Source organism: uncultured Bradyrhizobium sp. (genome assembly GCF_964252615.1).
In the GTDB taxonomy this organism is placed as follows: domain Bacteria; phylum Pseudomonadota; class Alphaproteobacteria; order Rhizobiales; family Xanthobacteraceae; genus Bradyrhizobium.
Genome location: NZ_CAXUNQ010000048.1, coordinates 14759 through 36611, shown reverse-complemented (window position 1 = coordinate 36611; position 21853 = coordinate 14759). Strand labels below are relative to the sequence as shown.

Here is a 21853-nt window from a genome sequence, read left to right as displayed (position 1 = left end):
CGCCGCGTCCGACGCCCCCGCCGGCTCCTCCGGTCGCCGCACCAAGGCCACCTTCGCCGCCTGCTGCGGCTCCGCCGACGCGTCCAACGCCGCCACCGGCACCTCCGGTGGCGACGCGCCCGACGACGCCATCACCGCCGCCTGCTGCCGCGCCTGCGCCATCTCCGGCGACGCCGCAGGAGCGTAATGCTCCGCCAGCTCCGAGTGCCGCACCCGCGGCTTCCCCGTCGGCTGCGCCTCCAGCAGCAGCGCCCGCGCCCTCCGCGCAACCGCAGCAGAAGGGCGCTCCCGGTGCAAACCGGCCGGGACGTCCCGGTGAGCCACCTCCATCCGCACCTGGCGCAACGCCGCCATCATCAGCGCCTCAGCAAGGTTCACCATCAGCGCCTCAGCAAGGGTCACCGCCGGCGCCGCCTCCCGGCACCGCGGTTCCAGGGGGACCGCAATCCCGTCCTGCGGCTCCACCGAACAATGCCGCACCGCCGGCGCCAGGCAGCGCCGCACCGGGCACCCCGGCTCCCGCTGCGGCTCCGCAGCAAGGACAACCCGGCGGGCAAACCGGACAGCCTGGCGGCCCTCCCTTTGCGCGTCGTGCCCCACCGACCGTCACCGCGCCGATTCCGCCCGCGCCGCCGCCGGCTCAGGCACTGGCGCCGATCGCTCCCGGCACCGCATTGTCCGGACCCCGCCGCATCGAGGATTTCCGCGGCGAGCGGCGCGAAACCGAACAGGGCGGCCGCAGGGTATTTACCGAACCCGGCCGCGTGATCGTGGTCGATCCGGGCGGGCAGTCGTTCATCCGCCACAACGAAGTCGATCGCTTCCGCTACGGCGCGCGCGACATCCGTACCCAGCAGGTCGGAAACGATACACGAACCGTCGTTGTCCGGCCCGACGGGTCGGAAATCATCACCGTCAATGATCGCGATGGCCGGCTGCTGCGCCGGATACGCCGCGATCAGCAGGGCCGCGAAATCATCATCATCGACAACTCTCATCGCGATCCCGGCGCGGTCGGCGGCTTCTATGTCGATCTGCCGCCGCCGGTGATCCGCATGCCGCGCGACCGCTACATCGTTGAAGCTGAAACCGCATCGCCCGATCTGATTTACGAAACGATGACGGCCCCTCCGGTGGAGCGCGTGGACAGGCGTTATACGCTCGACGAAATCCGCTACAGCCCATCGGTCCGCCAGTTGATGCCGAGTATCGACCTCGACACCATCAACTTCGAAACCGGATCGTGGGAGATTCCGCCGGATCAGGCGGCCAAGCTGCAGGCAATCGCGGACGGCCTGAACCGGGCGATCTCGCAGAATCCGCGCGCGGTATTCCTGATCGAAGGCCATACCGACGCGGTAGGATCGGACATCGACAATCTATCGCTGTCGGATCGGCGCGCTGAGTCGGCGGCCGAACTGCTGACGCAGCAATTCCAGGTACCGGCGGAAAACCTGACCTCGCAAGGATATGGCGAGCAATATCTCAAGATCGACACGCAGGGGCCCGAGCGGCAGAACCGTCGCGTCACCATCCGCAACATCACTCCGCTGTTGAATGGCGGACAGGCATCGCTGCCGCCGCCACCGCCCGGCACCGCGCCGCCGCGGAGATAACCGACATCGACGTGACAAGCATGGCCGGGATCAGATCCCGGCCATTTATTTTTTGCCGTTCCAAGCGGCCCTCGGCGGTTGACAGTTTTCTTTTAACAACTGATAGTTCCGATTTTCCGGAACTTTGCCTGCGCAGTGCGACTGCGCCGTACCGACCAAAACACAATCAATGCATGCTGGTGACCGGCGCTATTTGTAGCGATCGATGATCGGCGGATTTCAGCTCGATACTGCCATAGGCCCACGACAGGGAGTAAATCATGACTCGAAAAATTTTAGCCATGTTTGTTGCAGGAATGGCGTTCGCGGGCAACGTCCATGCGCAGGTCATCAAGCCGGAGCCCGATCCCGCACTGAACAATCCGGATAAGCTTTCCTGGGAGCTGTTCGTTCAGGTGACCAAACCAGCGGCGACGACCGGAAATAACAACGTGCTGTTCGAAACCTGGGCCTCGGACGAGGATACGTTTCAACAAAACCCGCTGTTTCCCGGCAGCACCTCGCCTCCGGTCTGCGCGACCGGTCCGGCCGTTGAAGCCGCCGCCCCTCCGCCCGGAGGTCCCGGCGTGCAGCTGGCCGGAGCAAGCCCGAAGATCCTCAAAGTGCCGGCTCTGCAGAGGCTGGCTCCGCCAAGGCCTGGAGGTCAATTAGAAGCGACCGTGGGCGGAAGCGAGGAAGTCCGCCGCAACCAGGCAACATTCAACTTCATCTATTGCAACAAGCTTTACAGGCAAGCCGGCCTCAAGGCCGCCTTTGCAGCCGGCAAGCCGATTTCGTTTCCGACCGACTCGATCGAGGTGAAAGCGAACTGGGTACCGGCTTCGAGCGTCGAGCAACTGCTGTATCACGTCAATACGGCATCCGACGGCAAGCAATATGCCTTGGTCTCGATGCATATCATCTCGAAGCTGGTGCCGAACTGGACCTGGGCCACCTTCGAGCACAGGAACAACGCGGGACGCTGCGATTTCATCGGTTGCCGTGACGATTTCGGTGCCAAGATGCCGCTGGTGAAGGCGCACGGCACGACCGGACAGCAATATCCGGCGTGCGAAAAGACCGATGCGCTGAAGGCCATGTTCAATGCCGCAGGTCTGCCGGCGCTGTGGCAGAACTATTGCCTCAAGGGAAGCCAGGTCGATTTTACCACGGCAACCGGCGTGCCGACGCTGCTTGGCAATTCGGTCACGGAAAACGGTTTCGTCAATACGTCGTCCTGCATGAGTTGCCATTCCCGCGCTTCGGTGCTGGCCTCGGGCGAGGATGCGCAAGGCGCCGGCTTTATTGACCCGCCGGTCGCCGCTTTGTGTCCAAGCGGACCGAATGCCTCGTGCAGCCCGAATGGTACGCCGAACCCGACCTGGTTCTGGAACAATCCAGGTCAGCCCAATCAGACCATGAAGGCAATGCAGACGGACTTCATCTGGGCCATTCCGCTTGCTGCTGTTCCGTAGCCGTCTGAATGACAAGATTGGTAAGGCGGGCAAGTCTCTCGCCTGCCCGCCTTTGCGAATTGCGGCGCAATTCAGCTCTTGTCGCTATCGAGTTTGGGGATGCGTGAGCTCTCCGCGGCCGACAGCAGGCCCGTCTTGCCGTAAAGATCGAGCTTGGCGCGCGTATCGGCGATGTCGAGGTTCCGCATGGTCAGCTGGCCGATACGGTCCGCCGGCGTGAACGCCGCATCCTCAACCTTCTCCATGCTCAACCGCTCTGGCTGATAGGTTAAATTGGGACTCTCGGTGTTCAGAATCGAGTAATCATTGCCGCGGCGCAGTTCGAACGTCACCTCGCCGGTGACGGCGCGAGCTACCCAACGCTGCGCAGTCTCGCGCAGCATGAGGGCCTGCGAATCGAACCAGCGGCCCTGGTAGAGCAATCGGCCAAGCCGCATGCCGCTGACCCGGTATTGCTCGATGGTGTCTTCGTTGTGGATGCCGGTAACGAGTCGTTCATAGGCGATGTGCAGCAGCGCCATGCCAGGCGCTTCGTAGATCCCGCGACTTTTCGCCTCGATGATCCGGTTCTCGATCTGGTCGCTCATCCCAAGGCCATGCCGGCCGCCGAGGGCGTTGGCCTCGAGGAACAGCGCGACGGAATCAGTGAAAGTCTGGCCGTTCAGCGCGACCGGCTGACCATCCACAAACCGCACGGCGACCTTTTCGGCCTTCACCACACAGTCGTCGCGCCAAAACGGCACACCCATGATGGGATTGACGATCTTGATGCCGCTGTCGAGGTGCTCGAGGTCCTTGGCCTCATGCGTGGCGCCGAGGATATTGCTGTCGGTCGAATAGGCCTTTTCGGCGCTCATCTTGTAGGCAAATCCGTTCGCCGTCATGAACGCCGACATTTCCGCCCGGCCGCCCAGTTCGTCGATGAACTGCTGGTCGAGCCAAGGCTTGTAGATCCGCAACCCCGGATTGGTCAGCAGTCCGTAGCGGTAGAACCGCTCGATATCGTTGCCCTTATAGGTGGAGCCATCGCCCCAGACGTTGACGCCATCCTCCTTCATTGCCGATACCAGCATCGTGCCGGTCACGGCGCGGCCAAGGGGCGTGGTGTTGAAGTACGCAATGCCGCCGGTAGAGACATGGAAGGCGCCCGATTGGATGGCGGCAATGCCTTCGTGAACCAATTGCGTACGGCAATCCACCAGGCGGGCTTTCTCGGCGCCGAACTCCAGCGCCTTGCGCGGAATCTCGTCGTAGTCGGCCTCGTCGGGTTGACCGAGGTTTGCGGTATAGGCAAAGACGCGGGCGCCTTTTTGCTTCATCCACAGCAGCGCCGCGCTGGTGTCGAGCCCACCCGAGAAAGCGATGCCGACGTTTTCTCCTTTAGGCAGGCTTTTTAAGATCGTACTCATGGAGCTTCCAATCGGCTGATTTCGTTGCGGCGTAAGTGCGCGAATATCAAACTTCGTGCCGACGGGCACGCGTTTAATGGCCGGCAAGGCGGCGAATGTCGCTTATGCCGATGGTGCTGGGCCTGTTTCGTGCCCCAGCCAGCGCTGCACGAGGCGGTAGCCGGGCCAGGCAAACCGCGTCAACGAGGCGTCGATGCGCGCATCGGTCGTGCGCGTCGATGGCCAGCGGTAGATGTATCCGTGCATCAGCCAGATCACTAAAAATGTTACCAGCCCGGCAGCTGCCACATCGGTGAAGAAATGCCCGCCAAAGGCCATGCGGAGTACGCTGGTCGTTACGCCGAACAATGTCGCTCCGACATAGGCAAGCGGCCGCCACGCGGGCGGCATCAGGGCCGCCGGTGCATAGGTCCAGAAAGCCGTGGCGCCTTCACCGGAAAAGAACGAGCAGTTGCGGGCGCACGTGCCGCGCGGATCCCACCACGGCACGAACTGCTGGTCGCCATTGAACTGAGTCACCACCACGGGCCGCGGCCGTCCCCAATGGCTCTTGAAGGTGAGATTGGTGAGAATGCCCGCCGACAAAATCAGCGTGACCAGCAGAAACGCCGTCGCTCGCCCCGAAACCAGCAGCGGCTTGTCTGGCCGCACCAGCTTAACCACCAGCGCGATGATGAACGGCAGCGCGATGCCCCACGCGATCCACATCGCGCCATCGCGCGCGACCGCTGCAAGCATGTTGAGCTTCATCGGAAAGGATTTCGCCGCGGCGTCGTAAAATACCGCGGCGAGCTTCAGATCGAGCTCGGGGAAAATTCCGAACAGCAATCCGATTGTAAGGGTCAGTCCAAGCGCGATGAAGAGTCCGGTCCGGTTCATGGCGCGGGGTTTAGCCGAGGGTGACGGTGAAGAAAACCCCCGTCATTGCGAGCGCAGCGAAGCAATCCAGGAAGCCACAAGCAAGACGGGATCGCTTCGTCGCTACGCTCCCGCAATGACGGCGGTACACTTAAGACGGCGGCGAGCCCGACGGCAAGGGCGGAGGCGGCGCGAGCATGCGCCTCGGCGCGCGCCACGACCCGGCATTGCGGCCCGCGATCATCCAGTAGATCAGGCCGCCGACAATGCCCGCGCCGGTCATGACCTCGAGATGACGCCGCACGATGCCGTCGAACCGCAACGTCGCGGGATCGAACGGGATCAGGCCGAGATAGCACGCCACCCCCACCACGCCGCCGCCGATTGCATAGGCGAGCACGCTTCTGACATAAAATGCCTCGGTGATAACAACCACGATCATCGCAGGCAGCAGCGCGAAGCCGCTGACAAAGATGAAGCCGAACCCCAGAACGATATTGATCGCGCTGGGATCGATCGGACCCGACGCCACGTCGCTGAATTCGGGAAACAGCACCGCGCCGACAACGATCATGCCCGCCACAAGAGACGCAGCAAGGAACGCGAACAGGATGACAAAGAGACGGCCGATCAGGGACATGGAGCAAGCCCATTATCAAATGGCAGCGCCACCAATCTCTCGATCGTCATGCCCGGGCCTGTTACGGGGCATCGGCGTCTTGCTTCGTGGAAATTTGGTAAAAACGTGGATGGCCGTAACAAGTCCGGCCGTGACGAACTTAGGCGCGGCGTCATCATCAATCCGTCATCGCCATGGCGCGCAGTGCCTGGCGCTCGCGCGCGGATAGCTTTTCGGTTTCGGATTTGAGCTGTCCGCAGGCGGCGAGGATGTCGCGGCCGCGCGGGGTGCGTACCGGCGAGGAATAGCCGGCGTTGAAGACATACTCCGAAAATTTTTCGATCTGGCCCCAGTCCGAACACTCGTAAACCGTCCCCGGCCACGGGTTGAACGGGATCAGATTGATCTTGGCGGGAATGCCCTTCAGCAGTTTCACCAGCAGTTTTGCATCGTCGAGCGAATCATTGACGCCCTTCAGCATCACATATTCAAACGTGATGCGCTTGGCGTTCGACGAACCGGGATAATCGCGGCAGGCCTGCAGCAATTCGGCGATCGGGTATTTGCGGTTCAGCGGCACCAGTTCGTCGCGCAACTCGTCGCGCACGGCGTGCAGCGAGATCGCCAGCATGACGCCGATCTCGGCACCGGTGCGAACGATGTTGGGCACCACGCCCGAGGTCGACAGCGTGATGCGGCGGCGGGAAATGCCGATGCCGTCGCCGTCGGAAGCGATCAGCAGCGCATCGCGTACCGCGTCGAAATTATACAATGGTTCGCCCATCCCCATCATCACCACGTTGGTGACGAGGCGGCTGCCGGTCAGCGTCTCGCGATCGGCCCAGTCGCTCAAGCGGTCGCGCGCGACCATGACCTGACCGACGATTTCCCCGGCGGTGAGATTGCGCACCAGTCGCTGCGTGCCGGTGTGGCAGAACGAGCAGTTCAGCGTGCAGCCGACCTGGCTGGAGACGCACAGCGTGCCGCGGTCGGTTTCGGGAATATAGACGCACTCGACTTCATGCGCCCTCTCGACGCTGTCGCCGCTCGGCAAACGTAACAGCCATTTTCGCGTGCCGTCGTTGGAGATCTGCTCGGCAACCACGTCGGGCCGCGCCACCGTGAAATGCCGGTCAAGTTCGGCGCGCATGTCTTTGGAGATGCTCGACATCGCGTCGAAACTTTGCGCTCCCCGCACATAGATCCAGTGCCACAGCTGCTGAATTCGCATCTTGTGCTGCGCCGGGGCGACGCCGATGGCACCGAGCTGCTCGGCCAGTTCCGCGCGCGACAGCCCGACCAGCGACGGCTTCGCCGGCGGCACATAGGTTTCAAGCGCGGTTTTTTCCAGCGGAGCCAAGGCGGTCATTCGGTACTCATATCCAGCGACGTCATTCCGAGGCGCGCAAAGCGCGAGCCCGGAATCCATAACCACCATCGTGAGTATGGATTCCGGGCCTGCGTCGCAAGTGCGGCGCATCCCGGAATGACGAATTCGAAAGCCTTACCGCCTGCAATCCTGCGCCAGCCGGTCGAGCGCCTGGGCGAGGCCTTTCAGCGAAAACGTATCCGTCGTTTCGGTGCCTTTTGCCGACACGCCCTTGACCGTCACGTCGGCGGCCTTGCGCATGGCTTCCACCATGCGCTCTTCCTCGGCAGCATTCTTGATCCAGAGACCGTCGCCCTGGGTATACATCGCATAGCTCGCGCCGCCGACTTCGAGCGTCGATTCCGAGCCGGGCTTCAGCGCGTAACCGATCATGATCGAGACTTCGTTGTTGACCTTTTCCGCCGGCCGGGTGGAGACGAAAGCGTAAGCCGGATCGCGCGGACGATTGGGCGGATTGGTCTTCGACGACGACGGCTTGGCCAGCGCGAAACAGACTTTTTTGCCGTTCGGGGTCGCCGTGTAGGCCCCCCAGGTGCCGAACTGGCCGATCAATGTCGGTTCGGCGCTGCCCGCAACCGCGGCGGCTGGTTTGGCGTCAGGCTTCGCGTCGGGTTTAACGGCAGCGGCGGGCTTGGGCGGGACCGGCTTGCCCTTTGACACAGCGCTCTGCGCCAGCACCGGAGAAACCCCGTACACCAGCGCACCCGCCGTCAAAATAGTCAGCATTCCCCGCACGGACATGCCTAAGTCGATCCCCCATCATTGTGACTGCAAGATGGCCCGGCATGGCGACGCATGCAACCAGCTCCCCCGTCATGGCCGGGCTTGTTGTCCCGGCCATCCACGTCTTTTTCTGTGGCACCGTTAAGACGCGGATGCCCGGCACAAGGCCGGCATGGCGTCTCAGGTTTTCGGCCGCGCGGCCCGCTGTTTCTCCCATTGCGCATCGCTCCACTGCAGCAGATCTTCGGCGCCGGAACCGCGTAAGTGCGATCCGCCGTCCTGCACCACCATCTCCCCATTGATGTAGCCGGCCTGATCCGAGATCAGGAAGCTGGCGAGATCGGCAAGCTCGCCGTACGCCCCGACGCGGCCGAGCGGATTTTTGACCGCCCAGCCTTCGCGGCCCTCAGGGCGAAGCTGTCCCGACGCCCCGGGGGTCGGAAACGCCCCGGGAGCGATCGCCACGGTACGGATGCCCTTCGGTCCCCATTCCACAGCGAGGCTTCTGGTCATCGCCAGCATGGCGGATTTCGCCATCGCCGAAGGCACCGTGAAGGCCCGCCCGGTGATGGTCGATGTCGACAGGATGCTCAACACCACGCCCCTGTGCCGGCCCGCGATCCAGCGCCTGCCGGCGGCGAGCGTGCAGTACATCGCCCCATGCAGTGAGGGTGCGAGGATCGCGTCCGCGGCGCGGAATGACAGATGTTCGGTCTGGGCGATGAAGGTGGCGGCGGCGTTGTTGACCACCACGTCCAGCGGCGCCTCGCGCCAGACCCCGTCCATCATCGCTTCGACCGCCGCGCCATCGCGGATATCGCATCTGATCGCGCTGACCTTGCCGCCGAGATCGCCGCATAACTGTGCGGCGGTCGCCTCCAGTAATTCCAGCCTGCGGCCGCAGATGATCAGTTCGGCGCCAAGCTCGACAAAGCGCCGGCCCATCGCAGCGCCGAGCCCGGAGCCGCCGCCAGTCACAAGAATGCGTTTTCCCGCAAGCAGATTCGCTTCAAACATGTTCGCTCTTTCTGTTCCGCTCGTCATACGCGGGTCAAGCCCGCGTATGACGAGATGTGTGAATCCAGGAGAGTCAAGCCCCGGCCGTGACGCGGGTGCGAATGGCGCCTCGCACCACCATCAGCATTGTAGCCCGGCTTCAAATCCGGCATGAAGCACCAACCCTGTTTCCCTAAAGCCAGGTGTGTCCATGAAAGCCATCCTCTGCTCGCAATATTGCGGCCCCGACGACCTGGTGCTGGCCGATGTTCCAGATCCGGTGGCCGAGTCCGGCCATGCCGTGGTCGCCATCAAGTCGGCGGCGCTGAATTTCTTCGACCTCCTGATGATCCAGGGCAAATATCAGATCAAGCCGCCGTTCCCGTTCTCACCGGCGGCGGAAGTCGCCGGCGTGATCGAGAGCGTCGGCGCTGGGGTCGCCGATCTCAAAGTCGGTGATCGCGTAGTGGCTTCCTGCGGACATAACGGCGCGCGCGAAAAGATCGCGCTGCCGGCAAATTCCATTGTGAAGATTCCCGACAATCTCGATTTCGATCGCGCCGCAGGAATCATCATCATCTACGGCACCGCACTTCACGCACTGGAAGATCGCGCCAAGCCAGAACCCGGCGAGACCCTGGCGGTGCTCGGCGCGGCCGGCGGCACCGGGTTGGCCGCCTGCGAACTCGGCAAGCTGATGGGCCTGAAAGTGATCGCCTGCGCCTCGTCAGATGAGAAAATCAAATTCGCCAAAGCGCACGGCGCTGAACTCGGGCTGAACTACGCCACGGACGATCTCAAGGAAGGCCTGCGAAAGCTCACCGGCGGCAAGGGCGCCGATATTATTTTCGACCCGGTCGGCGGCAGCTATGCCGAGGCCGCGCTGCGTTCGATCGCGTGGGGGGGCCGTTTTCTCGTGATCGGCTTTGCCGCCGGCGACATTCCCAAAATGCCGCTCAATCTGGCGCTGTTGAAGGGCTGCGATATCCGGGGCGTATTCTGGGGCGCGTGGGCCCGGCTCAACCCCGAGAAGAATCGCGCCAATCTGGAAAAACTGGTGAAGTGGACCGCGGAGGGCAAAATATCATCCCATGTCGACCGCAGCTTCCCGCTGGCGCAAACCGCCGACGCGCTCAAGGTTCTGGCGGGCCGCAAGGCGATGGGCAAGGTGATTTTGCATCCGTAAGGCTGTGCATCGTCGTGCCCGCCTCCGCGGGGACGACGTTAGTTCTGTGAAGCTTCCGTCTCTACGCCCCGCTTCAGCGTCGCGCGCGCAGCCGCGCGGTGCTCCGGCGTGATGTGGGTTGTGACCATCCGGATCGCGGTGGCAAGCACGGCGGCATCGTCGGTGAATCCAAGTATCGGCAGCATGTCCGGAACGAAATCGAACGGCAGGATAAAATAGGCGATAGCGCCCAGCAATGCCACCTGCACATGGCGCGGCGTCTGCCCATCGAAGGCGCAATAATACGCCGCGAGCAGATCCTCGGCAAACGGCAACTGCGTTACCACCCGCTTTAGTTTGGTCCAGAAACGCCGGCGTATGCTGTCGCGATCTTGGTCCGGCAGTCCGGCCGGTTCGACATCCGCGGTTTGTTCGGGAGCCATCGCTAGATTCCGCAACTGAAGCGCGACCGCCGCGCTGGTAGACCTGATTTGGGGATACCGCTTCGTTCCCGCAAGCGGGCGCTGCATGACATGTCAGCCAAAGCTGAGTTGCTTTGCGATCGCATTCATCGCCTGCGCCAATTCGATATCGCGCGAGGTGACGCCGCCGGCGTCGTGGGTCGACAGCACGACGTCCACCGTCTTGTATACGTTGCGCCATTCCGGATGGTGATCGTTCTTCTCGGCCACCAGCGCCGCGCGCGTCATGAACCCGAAGGCCTCGTTGAAATCCCTGAAGATGAAGGTCCGCTCGATCGCCTCGCGATTCTCCACGACAGACCAGCCCGACAGGTCTTTCAACGCCGTTTTACGGGCCTCCGCAGACAATTTCTGCACCATGATCGCCTCCGTTGACACCAGTCTAACACCGGCCGATCCGGTTTGGTCCATGATGTCGCACCCCCTCGTCACGCCATAATAACGGGCGAAATGCGGTCCAGAAACCTGCTTCGGTAACCATGACGCAGATGTCATGCCTGGCTGGCAGGAATTTTGCTACATTTCCGATCTAACCGGTAGCGATGGCAGTGAGCCTGAAAAGATTGTTTTCCCGATCGATTGCTGCCGATCCTGACGCCGTCGGGCCACTCGCGCCGCTATCGCCGCGTTCGACGAAGCGGAAGATGATGCTGGTCACGCTGGCAAGCACGCTTGCGCTGGTGGGCGCGGTCAGCGGCGCGTACTACTTCGCCATGCGTCCGGTAACGCTGCGAATCGCGGTAGGCCCGCAGAACAGCGACGATCTCAAGGTGGTCCAGACGCTGACGCAGTCCTTTGCGCACAGCCAGGTCCGGCTGCGGCCGTTGCAGACCGACGGCGCCACCGCCAGTGCGGCGGCGCTTGCCGACGGCAAGGCCGATCTCGCGATCATCCGCGGCGATCTCGACGTGCCGAAAATTGCGCAGGCGGTGGCGACGCTGCGCAAGAACGTCGCGGTGCTATGGGTACCGCCGTCGGTGAAGGGGCAGAAGGCGGGCCCGAAGATCACCAAGATCCAGCAACTCGCCGGCCGTCGCATCGGCGTCGTCGGCAGGACCCCCGCCAACGTCAACCTGCTGAAAGTGATCCTGACCCAATACGGCGTGGATACGAGCAAGCTCGACATCATCCAGTTCCCCGCCAATGAGGCCGCCGAAGCGATCCGCAACCAGAAAGCCGACGCGTATCTTGCGGCCGGACCGGTCAACAGCAAGATCACGTCGGATGCGATCAACGCGTCGATTCGTGAGGGCGCGTCGCCTAAATTCCTCGCGATCGACGCCGCCGCTGCGATCTCGCAGAACTTTCCGGCCTATGAGGCGTCGGAAATTCCTGCCGGGACGTTCGGCGGGTCGCCCGCCCGGCCCGATGACGAAGTGAAAACGATCAGCTTCTCGCATCACATCGTGGCCCGCAAGGGCCTGTCGGAAGCCACCGTCGCCGCCTTCACCCGGCAGTTGTTCGCGGTACGTCAGACGCTGCTGTCGGAATTCCCTCTGGCTGCGAAAATCGAAACCCCGGACACCGACAAGGATGCCGCGATCCCAGTGCATCCGGGGGCCGCCGCCTATGTCGATGGTGAGGAAAAAACCTTCCTCGACCGCTACAGCGATTACATCTGGTTCAGTCTGATGGGGCTATCCTTGTTGGGCTCGGTCGGCGCATGGTTCGCGAGCTATTTGAAGAAAGACGAGCGCGGCAACAATTCCACGTTGCGCGAACGGCTGCTGGACATGCTGACGGCGGCGCGTCACAGCGATTCGATCGATGAGCTCGACGGGATGCAGTCCGAGGCCGATACCATTCTGCGCGACACGCTGCAGTGCTTCGAGCATGGCGCGATCGACAACGGGTCGCTGACCGCCTTCAATATCGCGCTGGAACAGTTCCATAACGCGGTCGCCGACCGCAAAACTCTGCTGGCGAGCATGCCGCAAAATCTGCACCGGGCGGGCGTCCAGCTCCGTGCGACCGGTGCCTCGTAGGCGTAGACTCAGGGCGGGCAAACGACCGGACGCTTTATCCTTGACGCCACGATATGCGGAGTCGTTCGTGAAAATCATAGATCTCAGTCGTGAACTCTATCACCGTACCCCGAGCTACCCTGGCCATCCTCCCATTATCCATGGCGTCTGGAAGACCCACGAGGACAGCTTCGCCGAATCCGGCAACGTGCACGGACTTTCGTCAATGTTCATCTCGATGCCGGACCACGCCGGCACCCACATCGACGCGCCGCGGCACTTCAACAAGACTGGCCAGCCGATCAACGAATATCCGCTGGAGAACTGCATCGTCCCGGGCATCTGCCTGGATCTGCGCCACATCGCGCCGCGCGCCGAGATCGCGCCTTCCGACCTCGAAGCGGCGGTGCGGAAAGCAGGCCTGCCGGTGCCGAACGGCGGAACCGTTCTGCTTTGCACCGGCCATCACGAACGCACCTTTCCGCGCAAGGAATACGCGACCGACAATTGCGGCCTGAATGTCGCCGCCACCGAATGGCTGGCGCGGCAAGGCGTCGTGCATTTCGGCATCGATTCGATGCGGCCCGGCCCCGAGGGCAAGGTAAACGCGCTGGTTCACAAGGCGTGCGGCGAACTCGACATCACCCACATCGAGAGCCTGTGTAATCTGGAAGCGCTGCTAGGCCAGGGCCCGTTCACCTTCATCGGCCTGCCGATGAAGTGGCGCGAAGGCACCGGTTCGCCGATCCGCGCCGTCGCCGTGTTCGATCTGGGCTCAAAGCCGGTCGAATAACGATAAGTGGCAGGAGCATCCGCGTAATTCGCTTCAACAATCCATTGTTTTTTGCTGATTTATCACTATATTGCACCGCAACGCGCAAGGCTTGCCCGGTCCTTTTGGCCGGGCTTCCTTTTTGGGTGCCCTGCGCCCTGAATTCCAGGTTTTTGAGCGTGATCCGGAAAAGTGGGTCCCGGTTTTCCGGCGAGATCGCGCTCCAGCCATTGGTCTGATTTAGAAGAAGAGCCATGAATCTCCGCAACATCGCCATCATCGCCCACGTCGACCATGGCAAGACCACGCTGGTCGATCGCCTGTTGCAGCAGTCGGGCGTTTACCGCGACAATCAGCGCCAGGTCGAGCGCGCAATGGATTCCAACGATCTCGAGCGTGAGCGCGGCATCACCATCCTGGCCAAGGCCGCTTCGGTGGAATGGAAGGGAACCCGGATCAACATCGTCGATACGCCGGGGCACGCCGATTTTGGCGGCGAGGTCGAGCGCATCCTCAACATGGTGGACGGCGCGCTGGTGCTGGTCGACGCCGCCGAGGGCCCGCTGCCGCAGACCAAATTCGTGGTGTCGAAGGCGTTGCGCATGGGGCTGAAGCCCATCGTCGTCATCAACAAGGTCGACCGCTCCGATGCCCGTCCCGTCGAAGTCATCAACGAAGTGTTCGACCTGTTCGCCGCCCTCGACGCCACCGACGAGCAGCTCGATTTCCCAATTCTCTACGGGTCGGCCAAGCAGGGCTGGATGGCGACCTCCCTCGAGGGCTCGCACGACGACGGCATGAAACCGCTGTTCGACCTGGTGCTCAGCCATGTCAAGCCGCCGGTGGTCGAAGAAGGCCCGTTCCGCCTGCTCGGCACCATCCTGGAAGCCAACAACTATCTCGGCCGCATCATCACCGGCCGCATCTCATCGGGCTCGGTCAAGCCGAACCAGAGCGTCAAGGTGCTCGATCACGACGGCAAGCTGATCGAAACCGGCCGCATCACCAAGGTACTGGCATTCCGCGGCATCGAACGCACCGCCGTGGATGAGGCGGAAGCCGGCGATATCGTAGCGCTGGCCGGACTGCCGAACGCCACCGTCGCCCACACCATCTGCGACCCGTCGGTGGAAAAGCCGATTGCCGCGCAACCAATCGATCCGCCGACGCTGTCGATGACGTTTCGCGTCAACGATTCGCCGCTGGCCGGCACCGAAGGCAGCAAGGTCACCGGCCGCATGATCCGCGACCGCCTGCTGCGCGAGGCCGAAGGCAATGTGGCGTTGCGCGTGCGCGAATCCGACGACAAGGACGCGATGGAAGTGGCCGGGCGCGGCGAGTTGCAGCTCGGCATCCTGATCGAGACCATGCGCCGCGAAGGGTTTGAGCTGTCGGTGTCGCGTCCGCGGGTCGTGCTCAAGCAGGACGATGCGACGGGCGAATGGCAGGAGCCGGTCGAAGAGGTCGTGATCGACGTCGACGAGGAGCACTCCGGCGTCGTCGTGCAGAAGATGAGCGAGCGCAAGGCCGAGATGATGGAGATGCGCCCCTCCGGCGGCCATCGGCTGCGCCTCGTATTTCACGCGCCGACTCGCGGCCTGATCGGCTATCAGGGCGAACTGCTGACCGACACCCGCGGCACCGCCATCATGAACCGGCTGTTCCATGGCTACGCGCCCTATAAGGGCGACATCCAGGGCCGTCGCAACGGCGTGCTGATCTCCAACGACCAGGGCGAGGCGGTGGCCTATGCCATGTTCAAGCTGGAAGACCGCGGTCCAATGATGATCGAGCCGGGCTGGAAGGTCTATCGCGGCATGATCGTCGGCGAGCACACCCGCGACAATGATCTCGAGATCAACATTCTCAAGGGCAAGCAGCTTACCAACATCCGTACCACCTCGAAAGACGAGGCGGTACGCCTGACGCCGCCGATCAGGATGACGCTGGAAAAGGCGCTGGCCTATATCGAGGAAGACGAACTGGTCGAGGTGACGCCGAAATCGATCCGGCTGCGCAAGAAATTTCTCGACGCCAACGAGCGCAAGCGCGCCGAGAAGAGCAAGCAGGAAGTGGCGTGACCCCTGTTTGAGCATGTCGGTACGACTAAAATCGTCATGGCCGGGCTTGTCCCGGCCATCTACGTCTTGGAAAACTCGTAAGACGTGGATGCTCGGCGCAAGGCCGGGCGTGACGACAACATAGGCTCGCATGTCCCTTCCCTCCTCCATCGATGTCGCCGTAATCGGGGCCGGCGCCGCCGGCCTTGGCGCCGCCCATGCGCTGCAAAACTCCGGCCTCACCGTCCTTGTGCTGGAAGCGCGTGACCGCGTCGGCGGCCGCGCTCATACGATTCTGCCGGCGCCGGGCATCACCTTCGACCTCGGCTGTGGCTGGCTGCATTCGGCGGACAAGAACTCGTTCGTCGAAATCGCAAGGCAGTTGAACTTCGAAATCGACACGACGCGCCCGCCATGGCGCGAGCAGAGTTTTGATACCGGGTTTCCGTTAGCCGAACGGCTGGATTTTATCGCCGCGCTCGACGCGTTCTATGAACGCGCCGGGCAGGCCGCCGAAGACTGCGGTGACGATACGGCGAGCCATTATCTCGATCCCGGCAATCGCTGGAATCCGATGATCCACGCCATCTCCACCTATGTGAACGGCAGCGAACTCGACCGGGTCTCGATCCAGGACATGGCGGCGTATGAGGACACCGAAATAAACTGGCGGGTACGGCGCGGTTATGGCGCGCTGATGACGGCTTACGGCGCGGCGTGCGGGGTCGCGCTGAACACGCAAGTGACGCTGATCGATCACTCCGGCAAGCGCGTGCGGATCGAGACCTCGCGCGGCGCGCTGGCGGCGAGCAAGGTCATCGTCACCGTGCCGACCAACCTGATCGGCGACGAAGCGATCCGCTTTCACCCGGCGCTGCCGGCCAAGGTGGACGCCGCACGCGGCCTGCCGCTCGGCGTCGACGACAAGGTGATGCTGGCGCTCGATGACGCCGACGCGCTGCCGGAAGACGGCAGCCTGCGCGGCGCCACCATGCGCACGGCGACGGGCAGCTTTCACCTGCGCCCTTTCGGCCAGCCCTGCATCGAGGGTTTTTTCGGCGGCACCTTTGCGCGCGAACTGGAACAGGCCGGAGCGGGCGCGTTCGCGGCCGAAAGCATCGACCAGATCGTGACGCTGCTCGGCTCCGACTTTCGCCGCAAGCTAAAGCCGCTGGCAGAATCACGCTGGGCGCATGACCCGTTTGCCCGCGGCGCCTATTCCCACGCTCTGCCCGGCCACGCCGGCGCCCGCGCGCTGCTTGCCGCACCGGTCGATGGAAGGCTGTTCTTCGCCGGCGAGGCCACTTCGCCGAACTTTTTCTCGACTGCCCATGGGGCGAGGGATTCGGGGGAGAGGGCGGCGGCGGAAGTGATGACAACGAAATGAATGGTCCCAAATATGCGATAAATCGCATGGATCGGAGTTGCGGATTAGCTGACCGTGCGGTGATGGCATGATCAGGATTCGGCAAGAGATTTCCGGCACGCAACTCGGCTGGACGACCTGTTCACGAAGCGGATCCAGCGCAAGCAGAATACGCAGACGCCGTCATAAAGGATCACGTCGTCGTCCGGCCATGGGTCGATCACGAGCGTCTCATCATCTATTATCGAGCGTCAGCAGCGCCACCAGCATCAACACGATCGCGGGGCCGGTCTTAACCAGCGCGCCGAGCGGCTCGATCCATAAATCCGGCGTCAGAATTGCCGCACCTGCCATGTAGCCGAGCGACACACCCATGCCGGCGACCAATCCAGCCACGCAGGTCCGGCGAAACACGATCAATATGCCGATTGCCATGTCGATCAGGCTGCTGCCGATGGTAACCGGCCCCACGAGCGCGGGCGGAAAGTGGTGCAATGTCAGGATTGCCGCGGCGGCGTCATAGGATAGCACCAATGCGATGAAGCCGGACGCGATCCAGAACGCCGCGAGACTTGCAATCATCAGCGCTTTGATCAAGAACAGCCGCGCGAACCATTTGTCCTGGATGGTCGCGGTGCGACGTCCAAAGGTCTCCTCAACGGTTTTGGGTACGATGCCAGTTGCCGCCATCCAGGCCGAAGGATTGCCCTGCACCCCACGGCGCAGTTCGGCGATAGCAGTGGTACGCATTGGCGGCGTCCAGCCGAGCCAACTGGCGAGATCGCCTAGCTTTGCGCCCAGATCGAGCATGAAAGCCGGCAGCGTAATACGGAAGGCGGTCGCAGTACCGAACGACCGGCGGAATTGCGCGATCACTCCGCCGAGCGTCACCGACTGCGGCTGCATGAGATCCCATGCGACTGCGTTCCCTGCTTCGTCATCGGAATCGCGGTTGGCCAACCATGCAATCGTGGCGGCTATATCCGCGACGGAGACGGGCTGGAATGGCATGGAATCCTCACGGGCCGGAAGATCAATCGAGAGCGCGGCCAGTGCACGCAGCATCCCGCTGCCGCCATAGGCCGACGGCGCGATCACGAAGCCCGGACGCAGGATCGCGTAAGCTACGCCGGACGCAGCTATCAGTTGCTCGGCTTCGCGCTTGGTCTGGCTAAACGCCGTATGGTCGTCTGCGGCATTGCCCGGAATCGAGATGTGTGCAACACGGACCGCCCGCCCGCTCTGGCGGATCGCCTGTAACAACCGCGCAACGAAATCGCGATGCACCGCGCGGGTGTCGCTGCCGGGACCGTCCTGCAATACGCCGAGGCAGTTGACCACCAGATCGATTCCGCGGTCGCGCAGTAGCCGCGCCAGCGACGCAGAATCCATCGAAAGGATCGGCATTTCGAGGTCCCCCGGCGTGCTTTGCGACGCCGGGAACCGCCGCGCGATGCCTACAACGTCAAAATTCCGTGCGCGCAAGTCGTCAGTTACGAACCGTCCAATCAAGCCGGATGCGCCGAGGACGAGAATTTTGCGTGAGAGATTTCCCTGGCTCATGATGGTTTTAGAATTGTGACTTGGTTATCATCAGCCAAAGAACGATCATGACAGAGCCGAAACCGGGGATACCGAACAGAAACCAGCGGCGGAACAAAGCAAAATAACGCGGCGGCAACGGTACGCTCTGCGCCGAAGCGGCGCGCGCCAGATCGCGTATTTCGATTTGCATGAAGATCACGGGAATCCAGAAGAGCCCGGCGACAACATAGAGAGCGAGCGAGATGGCGAGCCACTGCTCGGCAACCGCCGCCGATGACAGCACCATCAACAGTCCCCCGGTGACAGGCTGCAGGATGACCGCAGATGCCGTGAACAGCATGTCGGCGATCACGACCGTGGCGGCCGTTTGCGAGATGAAAGCCGTATCGCGGCTGCGATGAGCCATCAGCATGAAAAATGCGATGCCGGTTCCGGTGCCGAGAATGACGATGGCGCCAAGCACGTGCAGATATTTGATGATGAAGTAAAACGTCATATTTTTTTCGCAGGCTTCGCCAACGCGCGATCCAGTTCCGCCCTGCCGATTTTATGCCTCCCTCGATCTCCGCAGAAGCTCAAATATCAGCAAATACTTTTTTGTCGACTATGACGTGCTCGACTTGTTCGACGGAAATTCCGATCCCAAGGCGTTTAATAGGCTGCCAAGAGTATCACCGTCGACAAGATCGATTGCCGGCGCCCCATTCCGTGTTGCCTCTCGGCGAGCATCCGCAGTGAACGTTGCTGTGGTTATTACCAAGCCTTCGGCTGCTCGACCGACCATTGCCAATCCGGCCTTGCTTGCGGCATCCGCAGCGGCAGCTTGGCGCTCTCGGAATGCCCCTCTCTGGATATTCTGGCTGCGGCATTTGCGCGCGACGCCCGCGAGCCGAAGGTTCGTCGCCCGGCTGTCGAACAAAATCGCGTGAGCGGGGTAGCCGGATCGGCAGCGCACCGGCCATTGCTGCTTTAACATTGCGTCTGTCAGGTACCGGTCGATCGGTTTGCGACCAAAAAGACGCGCCGCGAATCGAATCCGGCGTATTTTTGCAGGCCAGCCTGATGTCTGCTCGGCGAAAAAACTCCCGAAATTCCCGCGCCTAGCAAAACCGCCGCTGAAGTGCCCGCCGGAACCGTGCCTTGTCCTTTTTCGAGACAGCCGGACGCAAAAACTGATGCAGAAAATCCACACGTTAACCGATAATTAACGATAGACCTTGAAGCCGGCGCGCTGACTTGCTTTGATTGCATCCATGAGCACAACCCTGATCGAGGTTCGACCGGCCAAAGCTGCGGACGCATCCGCGGTGGCCTCGACCCATGATGAAGCCTGGCGCTCCGCCTATCAGGGCATCATCCCCGGCGCCGAACTTGAGAAGCTGATCAACCGCCGCGGCCCGCAATGGTGGGACAGCGCGATCCGCAAGGGCAGCCGCGTCAGCGTGCTGGTGTTCGGCGACAAGGTCGCGGGCTATGCCAATTATGGCCGCAATCGTGCACGCAGCCTGCATTTCGAAGGCGAAATCTACGAGCTCTATCTGCGTCCGGAATTTCAGGGCCTCGGCTTCGGCCGCCGGTTGTTTACCGCGGCAAAGCGCGACCTGGTGCAAAGCGGCCTGAAAAGCATGGTGATCTGGGCGCTTTCCGACAACGACCATGCGACCGAGTTTTATCGCGCCCTCGGCGGGCGGATGGTGGCGCGGTCCTCCGAGAAATTCGGACCGAAGTCGCTCGACAAGGTCGCATTCGCCTGGTCGAACTGAAGTCCGGCATTTGCCTCGACCGTCCTTGCCGGGCCTGACCCGGCAATCCATCTCCTTCGAAACGACTCTTCCGAAGATGGATGGATACGCGGGTCAAGCCCGCGTATGACGACTGTGTATTCGGACGACTGTGTATTCGGTTGACATGCCGCTCAATCACGGAGCCACCCCATGCGTATTGACGCCATCTCGATCGGGACCAATCCGCCGCACGAGGTCAATGTCATCGTCGAGGTGCCGGTCGGCGGCGAGCCGATCAAATACGAGATGGACAAGGATGCCGGCACGCTGGTGGTCGACCGATTCCTTTATACCGCCATGCGCTATCCCGGAAATTACGGCTTCATACCCCATACCATGTCCGGCGATGGCGATCCTTGCGACGTGCTGGTCGCTAACACCCGTGCCATCGTTCCCGGCGCCGTGATGAGCGTGCGCCCCGTAGGCGTGCTGCTGATGGAAGACGAGGCCGGCGGTGACGAAAAGATCATCGCGGTGCCGTCGTCGAAGCTTACCCAGCGCTACGACAAGGTGAAGACCTACAGCGATCTTCCGGAAATCACGCTGCAGCAGATCCAGCATTTCTTCGAGCACTACAAGGATCTCGAGCCCGGCAAATGGGTGAAGGTGCTGCGCTGGGGCAATGCAGAGGACGCACGCCAATTGATCCTGGAAGGCATCGCGCGCGCCAAGGGGAAGTAGAGTCTCGTGCCCCGGACGCAGCGCGGAGCGGCGTGAAGAACGCTGCGGCGCGTCCGGGTCACCAGAGCGGCTGCACCTCCGGCGGCGGCAGGCCGTGAATGGCGCAGGCGGCGCGCAGCGTATTGACCAGAAGGCACGCCACCGTCATCTGCCCGACACCGCCCGGCACCGGCGTGATCGCACCCGCGACACCTGACGCTTCCTGAAAGGCGACATCACCGACTAGGCGGGTTTTGCCGTCAGTTCCGGACAGACGGTTGATGCCGACATCGATTACCGTAGCGCCGGGCTTGATCCAGTCGCCGCGCACCATTTCGGGCTTGCCGACTGCGGCATACACAAGATCGGCACGGGCGCACAATTGCGCGAGATCGCGCGACCGCGAATGCGCTATGGTCACCGTGGCGTTTTCATTGAGCAACAATTGCACCAGCGGCCGGCCGACCAGATTGGAACGGCCGATCACGATGGCGTTCATGCCCTGCAGCGACGCATGCACGCTCTTGGTCAAGATGATGCAGCCGAGCGGGGTGCAGGGCGACAGCGCGGGCAATCCGGCCGCGAGGCGTCCGGCGTTGTTCGGATGCAGCCCGTCGACATCCTTCGCCGGATCAATGGCGTTGATGATGCTTTCGGTGTCGAGCGACTTCGGCAACGGCAACTGGACCAGTATCCCATGCACGAGGGGATCGCGATTGAGCCGTCCGATCAGCGCGAGCAATTCATCCTGCCCGACGTCGGACGGCAGTACATGCTCGAACGAGGCCATGCCGGCGGCCTGGGTCAGTTTGTGCTTGCTGCGCACGTAAACCTCGCTGGCGGGGTCGCTGCCGACCAGCACCACGGCAAGTCCGGGCGTCATCGCATGCGCGCGCTGAACCCGCGCCACTTCGTCGGCGACGTGAGCGCGAACCGCCGCAGCAATTGCTTTTCCGTCGATGATTCGCGCGGTCATGCGGGGCGCATCGG

At 62.5% G+C, this 21853-nt stretch carries 21 protein-coding genes; 9 read left to right on the top strand and 12 right to left on the bottom strand.

Annotation, left to right across the window (positions count from 1 at the left end):
* Positions 1–1616, top strand: a 1616-nt coding sequence (locus tag ACFE72_RS19780) for an OmpA family protein (protein WP_375414816.1), incomplete at its 5' end; no start/stop codon positions are given.
* A gap of 260 nt (positions 1617–1876) precedes the next feature.
* Positions 1877–3070 carry a hypothetical protein gene (locus ACFE72_RS19775; protein ID WP_375414815.1) on the top strand — a complete coding sequence of 398 codons (1194 nt, stop codon included), beginning with the start codon at positions 1877–1879 and terminating at the stop codon, positions 3068–3070.
* Between the two features lie 71 nt (positions 3071–3141).
* On the opposite strand, the gene argG is transcribed toward ACFE72_RS19775, so the two are convergent.
* The 6 genes from argG to ACFE72_RS19745 form a co-directional block, all read right to left on the bottom strand.
* Positions 3142–4479, bottom strand: coding sequence for an argininosuccinate synthase (argG, locus tag ACFE72_RS19770; RefSeq protein ID WP_375414818.1), 1338 nt, complete (start codon positions 4477–4479; stop codon positions 3142–3144).
* Positions 4480–4581: 102 nt separating this feature from the next.
* A complete protein-coding gene (locus ACFE72_RS19765; protein ID WP_375414814.1) occupies positions 4582–5358 on the bottom strand; it encodes a phosphatase PAP2 family protein in 777 nt (258 codons plus the stop codon).
* 130 nt (positions 5359–5488) lie between these two features.
* Positions 5489–5977, bottom strand: coding sequence for a hypothetical protein (locus tag ACFE72_RS19760; protein WP_375414813.1), 489 nt, complete (start codon positions 5975–5977; stop codon positions 5489–5491).
* Positions 5978–6134: 157 nt separating this feature from the next.
* Positions 6135–7325, bottom strand: coding sequence for a 23S rRNA (adenine(2503)-C(2))-methyltransferase RlmN (rlmN, locus tag ACFE72_RS19755; RefSeq protein WP_375414812.1), 1191 nt, complete (start codon positions 7323–7325; stop codon positions 6135–6137).
* Positions 7326–7460: 135 nt separating this feature from the next.
* Entirely contained in the window at positions 7461–8087 is a 627-nt protein-coding gene (locus ACFE72_RS19750; protein WP_375414811.1) for an invasion associated locus B family protein, read from the bottom strand.
* 162 nt (positions 8088–8249) lie between these two features.
* Positions 8250–9086, bottom strand: a complete 837-nt coding sequence (locus tag ACFE72_RS19745) for an SDR family oxidoreductase (RefSeq protein WP_375414810.1) — start codon at positions 9084–9086, stop codon at positions 8250–8252.
* Positions 9087–9276: 190 nt separating this feature from the next.
* Here ACFE72_RS19745 and ACFE72_RS19740 point away from each other — a divergent pair, with 190 nt between their 5' ends.
* Positions 9277–10251 carry an NADPH:quinone oxidoreductase family protein gene (locus ACFE72_RS19740; protein ID WP_375414809.1) on the top strand — a complete coding sequence of 325 codons (975 nt, stop codon included), beginning with the start codon at positions 9277–9279 and terminating at the stop codon, positions 10249–10251.
* A 38-nt stretch (positions 10252–10289) separates the two neighbouring features.
* On the opposite strand, the gene ACFE72_RS19735 is transcribed toward ACFE72_RS19740, so the two are convergent.
* Positions 10290–10673, bottom strand: a complete 384-nt coding sequence (locus ACFE72_RS19735; RefSeq protein ID WP_375414808.1) for a YkvA family protein — start codon at positions 10671–10673, stop codon at positions 10290–10292.
* A 93-nt stretch (positions 10674–10766) separates the two neighbouring features.
* Positions 10767–11123 carry a 4a-hydroxytetrahydrobiopterin dehydratase gene (locus ACFE72_RS19730; RefSeq protein WP_375414807.1) on the bottom strand — a complete coding sequence of 119 codons (357 nt, stop codon included), beginning with the start codon at positions 11121–11123 and terminating at the stop codon, positions 10767–10769.
* A 131-nt stretch (positions 11124–11254) separates the two neighbouring features.
* Between ACFE72_RS19730 and ACFE72_RS19725 the strand changes: the two genes are divergently transcribed.
* The 4 genes from ACFE72_RS19725 to ACFE72_RS19710 all read left to right on the top strand — a co-directional run bounded on the left by ACFE72_RS19725 (position 11255) and on the right by ACFE72_RS19710 (position 16895).
* Positions 11255–12697: a TAXI family TRAP transporter solute-binding subunit gene (locus ACFE72_RS19725; RefSeq protein ID WP_375414806.1), complete on the top strand. Its 1443-nt coding sequence runs from the start codon at positions 11255–11257 to the stop codon at positions 12695–12697.
* A 67-nt stretch (positions 12698–12764) separates the two neighbouring features.
* The gene (locus ACFE72_RS19720; protein ID WP_375414805.1) at positions 12765–13469 is read left to right on the top strand and encodes a cyclase family protein; all 705 of its coding nucleotides are present in this window, start codon (positions 12765–12767) and stop codon (positions 13467–13469) included.
* Positions 13470–13702: 233 nt separating this feature from the next.
* Positions 13703–15529, top strand: a complete 1827-nt coding sequence (gene typA / locus ACFE72_RS19715) for a translational GTPase TypA (protein WP_375414804.1) — start codon at positions 13703–13705, stop codon at positions 15527–15529.
* A gap of 130 nt (positions 15530–15659) precedes the next feature.
* Positions 15660–16895 carry a flavin monoamine oxidase family protein gene (locus ACFE72_RS19710; RefSeq protein WP_375414803.1) on the top strand — a complete coding sequence of 412 codons (1236 nt, stop codon included), beginning with the start codon at positions 15660–15662 and terminating at the stop codon, positions 16893–16895.
* 213 nt (positions 16896–17108) lie between these two features.
* On the opposite strand, the gene ACFE72_RS19705 is transcribed toward ACFE72_RS19710, so the two are convergent.
* The 3 genes from ACFE72_RS19705 to ACFE72_RS19695 form a co-directional block, all read right to left on the bottom strand.
* Positions 17109–18437, bottom strand: a complete 1329-nt coding sequence (locus tag ACFE72_RS19705) for an SDR family oxidoreductase (protein ID WP_375414802.1) — start codon at positions 18435–18437, stop codon at positions 17109–17111.
* Positions 18438–18444: 7 nt separating this feature from the next.
* Positions 18445–18915: a DUF2269 family protein gene (locus ACFE72_RS19700; RefSeq protein WP_375414801.1), complete on the bottom strand. Its 471-nt coding sequence runs from the start codon at positions 18913–18915 to the stop codon at positions 18445–18447.
* Positions 18916–19023: 108 nt separating this feature from the next.
* Positions 19024–19203, bottom strand: a complete 180-nt coding sequence (locus ACFE72_RS19695; protein WP_375414817.1) for a restriction endonuclease — start codon at positions 19201–19203, stop codon at positions 19024–19026.
* Positions 19204–19672: 469 nt separating this feature from the next.
* On the opposite strand from ACFE72_RS19695, the gene ACFE72_RS19690 reads away from it, so the two are divergent.
* Positions 19673–20182 (top strand): GNAT family N-acetyltransferase, encoded by a 510-nt coding sequence (locus ACFE72_RS19690; RefSeq protein ID WP_375414800.1) that lies wholly within the window; start codon positions 19673–19675, stop codon positions 20180–20182.
* A gap of 171 nt (positions 20183–20353) precedes the next feature.
* Positions 20354–20884 (top strand): inorganic diphosphatase, encoded by a 531-nt coding sequence (ppa, locus tag ACFE72_RS19685; RefSeq protein ID WP_375414799.1) that lies wholly within the window; start codon positions 20354–20356, stop codon positions 20882–20884.
* 58 nt (positions 20885–20942) lie between these two features.
* Here ppa and folD read toward each other — a convergent pair whose 3' ends face one another.
* The gene (folD, locus tag ACFE72_RS19680) at positions 20943–21839 is read right to left on the bottom strand and encodes a bifunctional methylenetetrahydrofolate dehydrogenase/methenyltetrahydrofolate cyclohydrolase FolD (protein ID WP_375414798.1); all 897 of its coding nucleotides are present in this window, start codon (positions 21837–21839) and stop codon (positions 20943–20945) included.
* Positions 21840–21853: the final 14 nt, after the last annotated feature.